This window comes from Gordonia sp. VNK1, from assembly GCF_040049135.1.
In the GTDB taxonomy this organism is placed as follows: domain Bacteria; phylum Actinomycetota; class Actinomycetes; order Mycobacteriales; family Mycobacteriaceae; genus Gordonia; species Gordonia oleivorans.
Genome location: NZ_JBDZDJ010000051.1, coordinates 1 through 4695, shown reverse-complemented (window position 1 = coordinate 4695; position 4695 = coordinate 1). Strand labels below are relative to the sequence as shown.

The following is a 4695-nucleotide window of genomic DNA, read 5'->3' as shown; positions in this document are numbered from 1 at the left end:
AAGTCGGGCCGCTCGACGAGGTCGACGACTTCCGCAACTTCGAAGGTCGAGGCGTGCGCGGTCTGGTCCAGGGACGTGTGGTCACCGTCGGGCGTCCGACGCTGCTGGCCGAACACGGCATCGCCGTGGATGACCCTCACCTCAACGAGGCGCAGACCGCCGCCGAAGAAGCCGGACAGACCGCCGTACTCGTCGCCTGGGACGGCCGCGCCCATGCGGTCCTGGCGGTCGCCGATGCGATCAAACCCACCAGCGCACACGCCATCGCCCGGCTCGCCGCACTGGGTATGACGCCCATCCTGTTGACCGGCGACAACCAGACCGTCGCCGATGCCGTGGCCGCTGAGGTCGGTATCGACACCGTCATCGCTAACGTCTTGCCGGCCGACAAAGCCGCCGTCATCACCGACCTGCAATCCGACGGCAAGGTTGTGGCCATGATCGGCGACGGCGTCAACGACGCCGCTGCCCTGGCCCACGCCGATCTCGGGCTGGCGATGGGCACCGGCACCGACGCCGCCATGCATGCCGCTGACATCACCCTGGTCCGCGGCGACCTCAACGCTGCCGCCGACGCGATCGCCTTGGCACGCACCACTCTGAAAACGATCAAAATGAACCTGTTCTGGGCATTCGCCTACAACGTCGCCGCGATACCGCTGGCCGCGCTGGGACTGCTCAACCCCATGCTGGCTGGGGCCGCCATGGCGTTGTCCAGCGTGTTCGTCGTCAGCAACAGCCTGCGGCTGCGCGCCTTCACCAGCCCGCCCCACTCATCGTCCACAGTTCCACCCACCAACCCCTCGACATATACCCCCCAGGGGTATAAGGTAGCGGCATGAACGAGCACTCTTCCCCTGAGCACGTCGGTCACGACGCCGCCGATGAACGCCACCACGGCCAACTCGCCGCAGCGTCACACAACCACCACGATCACCATGCTGAGCGCGCCCGCGCAGACCATGATCACGCTGGGCATGGGGGGCATGGTGATCACGTCGGGCAGTTCCGGCGGCTGTTCTGGATCATGCTGGCCCTGGCTGTGCCGGTCGTGGCCTTTTCGCCCATGTTCGCGATGCTCATCGGCTATGACCTACCCGATGGTGAAGTGTTGAAGTGGGTCTCACCGGTGCTGGGTACGGTGATGTACTGCTGGGGTGGGCGGCCGTTCCTGGTAGGCGCCTATTCAGAACTGCGGTCGCGTGCACCGGGAATGATGCTGTTGATCGCCTTGGCGATCACGGTGGCCTTCGTGGCGTCCTGGGGTGCGAGCATCGGTGTGTTGCACCACGAACTGGACTTCTGGTGGGAACTGGCGCTGCTCATCGTGATCATGCTGTTGGGGCATTGGATCGAGATGCGGTCGCTGGCCCAGACGACCTCGGCCCTGGACTCGCTGGCCGCGCTGCTGCCCGATGAGGCCGAACGCGTCGATGGCGACCAGATCACCACGGTTGCTCCCAGTGAGCTGCAGGTCGGAGATGTGGTGATCGTGCGCCCGGGGGCCAGCGTGCCGGCCGACGGTCGCGTCGTAGACGGCTCGGCCGAGCTCGATGAATCCATGGTCACCGGAGAATCGCGCACGGTGCGCCGCGGCATCGGCGATCAGGTGGTGGCCGGCACGGTGGCCACCGACTCGGGGCTGCGGGTCCAGATCACCGCCACCGGCGATGACACGGCGCTGGCCGGGATTCAGCGCCTGGTGGCAGACGCGCAGAACTCCACCTCCCGCGCCCAGCGGCTGGCCGATTCCGCTGCAGCGCTGCTGTTCTGGTTCGCGCTCGGCTCAGCGATCATCACCGCCATCGTGTGGACGGTCATCGGCCAACCCGACCAGGCGGTGATTCGAACCATCACCGTGCTGGTCATCGCCTGCCCGCACGCACTCGGCTTGGCTATCCCCCTGGTGGTGGCCATTGCCACCGAACGCGCCGCCCGCGGCGGCGTGCTGGTTAAAGACCGGTTGGCACTTGAGGCCATGCGCACTGTGGATGCGGTGCTGTTCGACAAGACCGGAACCCTGACCAAGGGTGAGCCCACGGTCATCGAGATCGCGGCCGCCGACGGCGTCGATGAGGACACCGTGCTCGCCCTGGCCGCCAGCGCCGAAGCCGACAGTGAGCACCCGTTGGCGCGAGCGATTGTCGCAGCTGCCGGAGACCGCGCGCGGCCGGTGCCGGCGGCCACCGACTTCACCTCGTCACCGGCGGTCGGTGTGACCGCTCGCGTCGAGGGCGCCACAGTGCGGGTGGGCGGGCCCCGCATGCTCGAGGAACAGGGCCATCAGGAACTGGCCATCGCTGATCGCTGGCGCGCCGACGGCGCAATCATCCTGCATGTCACCCGCGACACTGAGCTGATTGGAGCTCTCAAACTTGCTGATGAGGTGCGCGGGGAATCCCGCCAAGCCGTCGAGGTGCTGCACGCCCGCGGGGTCGAGGTTGTGATGATTACCGGCGACGCCGAAGCAGTGGCGCACACCGTCGCTCACGACCTCGGTATCGATCGGGTGTTCGCCGGTGTACGGCCGGAAGACAAAGCCAGCAAGGTGGCCGAACTGCAGCACGAAGGCCGCAAGGTGGCGATGGTGGGCGACGGCGTCAACGACGCCCCCGCCCTGGCCCAGGCCGATGTGGGCATCGCGATCGGGGCCGGCACCGACGTCGCGATCGCCTCGGCCGGGGTCATCCTCGCCAGCGACGACCCCCGCTCGGTGCTGTCGGTCATCGAGCTGTCGGACGCCAGCTACCGAAAAATGAAGCAGAACCTGTGGTGGGCAGCGGGATACAACCTGATCTCTGTACCGCTGGCCGCCGGAATTCTCGCGCCCATCGGGTTCGTCCTGCCGATGTCGGTCGGAGCGATTCTGATGTCAGCCTCGACGGTCGTGGTCGCACTCAACGCGCAACTGTTACGCCGACTCGACCTGCAGCCAGGCGCGAGTACAGTGCGTGGACTGCAGCACAACCGACCGAGATCCATTGAGAAGGTGAGTCCATGACCGCTGCGTCCGCACCGGGACAATCCTCCACCCCGGAAGAATCCTCTGCCTCGGAACACTCTTCCCACGGTTACATCAGCGATAAGGGCAAATACCTGGCCCGCCTCAAGCGCATCGAAGGCCAATCCCGAGGTATCCACCGGATGGTCGACGAGGAGCAGTACTGCATCGACATCCTGACCCAGATCTCGGCGCTGACCAAGGCACTGGAGGGGGTCGCGCTGGGCTTGCTCGACGACCACCTCACCCACTGCGTGCTCGATGCCGCCCACTCCGGCGGCGACGAGGCACAGGAGAAGATCGCTGAAGCCTCGGCGGCCATCGCTCGCCTCGTTCGTTCCTGACCCACCACACCGCGCTGGCTCGTCACAGGCGTCGTTCGCCGACCCACTGCGGCACCACCGGCCCCGGCGCGCGGGCGTCGGCATCAGCGGCCATCGCCAGAACCACCCCACGATCGGCCAGCCACTGTGCCGGATCGACGTTGACTCCCGTCGGGTCGAGAACCTCGAAATGCAGATGCGGGCCGGTCGAGACCCCACGGTTGCCCACCGTGGCGATCGATTGGCCCATCCGTACTCGCGCGCCCTGCTCGAGCAGATTCTCGTCGTTGTGGCCGTAGGTGGTGATCGTGCCGTCATCGTGCCGGATCCGCATCCACAACCCGAACCCCTCGGCAGGTCCGGAGGTGATGACCTCCCCGTCAGCTACCGCGACAATGGGCGCGCCCAGATCATTGCCGATATCAATGCCCTGATGGCCCCGTCCGTCACCGAAGGTGGACGTGATCTCGCCCGCAGTCGGCGCCACCGCACCGCCACTACCGGGCAGCAGCGGTGTCGGCGTTCCGGGTTCCTGCGGCTGGGGGCCATGCGGCTCGTTCGGATCGTGCGGCACGATTGCGGCGATCAGGGTGGCTACCAGCCGAGCCAGCGGTAACGCGTCGATGATCCGGAACCCGTCTATCGGATCAATGAGCGAAAACGTGCCGAAGCACTGCAGTGCGGCTGCACTGCCCGCATCGCCGACGCTGCCCGACTGGGCCTGAGCGCCCAGGCAGGACGCCGTCTGCGTGATCGGCTTCCCCAAATTCGCCGCCGCGGCACCACCCAAAGCGGCCTTCACCGAGTCCTGCACGATCGCGATCAGCTCCCCGGCCACATGTCCATCGGTTGAGGCCGCCGCCGGTGCGGTGGCAATCACAGGCGCAACGCCCACGCACACCGCCGCTGCCACCCCCAGCGCTTTGGGGCCCCACTGCTGCCCCGCCTTGACCCGTAGCGATGTCAACACCATCTGCATGCGGTCGGACCTTTCCCGCGGACGTCGTAGACCCACGCACGAGTGCCATGCGTGTACCCGCGAGATCACACCACAAGTCACTTGTGCCCCACCAGTCACACGCGGCTCCACTACGAAGCGAACTAATCAGGCATTAGCGGCTTTGTTTGCGCAGTTCACCGCCCGTTTTGTGGGTGCCGGGCAGGCGACTAACTACTATCGGTGTTAGTAGAATTGTTATCGAAGCGCCGCCGGGCGGTGGCGAAGTATCACTCTTGAGGAGGAGATCGATGAGAGTCACACGAACCGGTGTCGTCGTTGCTGCCGCGGCGGCTGTTCTGACAGTGGTGGCCGCGTGTTCGGACACCTCGACTGAGGATCATTCCTCGATGTCGGGGATGGGTACCAGCACG

Annotated in this window: 4 protein-coding genes; 3 read left to right on the top strand and 1 reads right to left on the bottom strand. The window is 66.2% G+C overall.

Annotated elements, in window-relative coordinates:
* The 3 genes from ABLE94_RS26195 to ABLE94_RS26185 form a co-directional block, all read left to right on the top strand.
* The coding region (locus tag ABLE94_RS26195; protein WP_348807654.1) for an HAD-IC family P-type ATPase at positions 1-842 on the top strand (842 nt) is incomplete at its 5' end.
* Positions 839-3001, top strand: coding sequence for a copper-translocating P-type ATPase (locus ABLE94_RS26190; RefSeq protein WP_007239617.1), 2163 nt, complete (start codon positions 839-841; stop codon positions 2999-3001). The genes ABLE94_RS26195 and ABLE94_RS26190, both read left to right, overlap by 4 nt.
* Complete coding sequence (locus ABLE94_RS26185; protein WP_137809389.1) at positions 2998-3345, top strand: metal-sensitive transcriptional regulator; 348 nt, start codon at positions 2998-3000, stop codon at positions 3343-3345. The genes ABLE94_RS26190 and ABLE94_RS26185 overlap by 4 nt, the downstream gene beginning before the upstream one ends.
* 22 nt (positions 3346-3367) lie before the next feature.
* On the opposite strand, the gene ABLE94_RS26180 is transcribed toward ABLE94_RS26185, so the two are convergent.
* Entirely contained in the window at positions 3368-4303 is a 936-nt protein-coding gene (locus ABLE94_RS26180; RefSeq protein WP_159372045.1) for a M23 family metallopeptidase, read from the bottom strand.
* Positions 4304-4695 lie beyond the last annotated feature (392 nt).

Coding starts and splice junctions, on each gene's coding strand:
- ABLE94_RS26190 (WP_007239617.1), top strand. CDS start 839: ATGAACGAGCACTCTTCCCCTGAGCACGTCGGTCACGACGCCGCCGAT.
- ABLE94_RS26185 (WP_137809389.1), top strand. CDS start 2,998: ATGACCGCTGCGTCCGCACCGGGACAATCCTCCACCCCGGAAGAATCC.
- ABLE94_RS26180 (WP_159372045.1), bottom strand. CDS start 4,303: ATGCAGATGGTGTTGACATCGCTACGGGTCAAGGCGGGGCAGCAGTGG.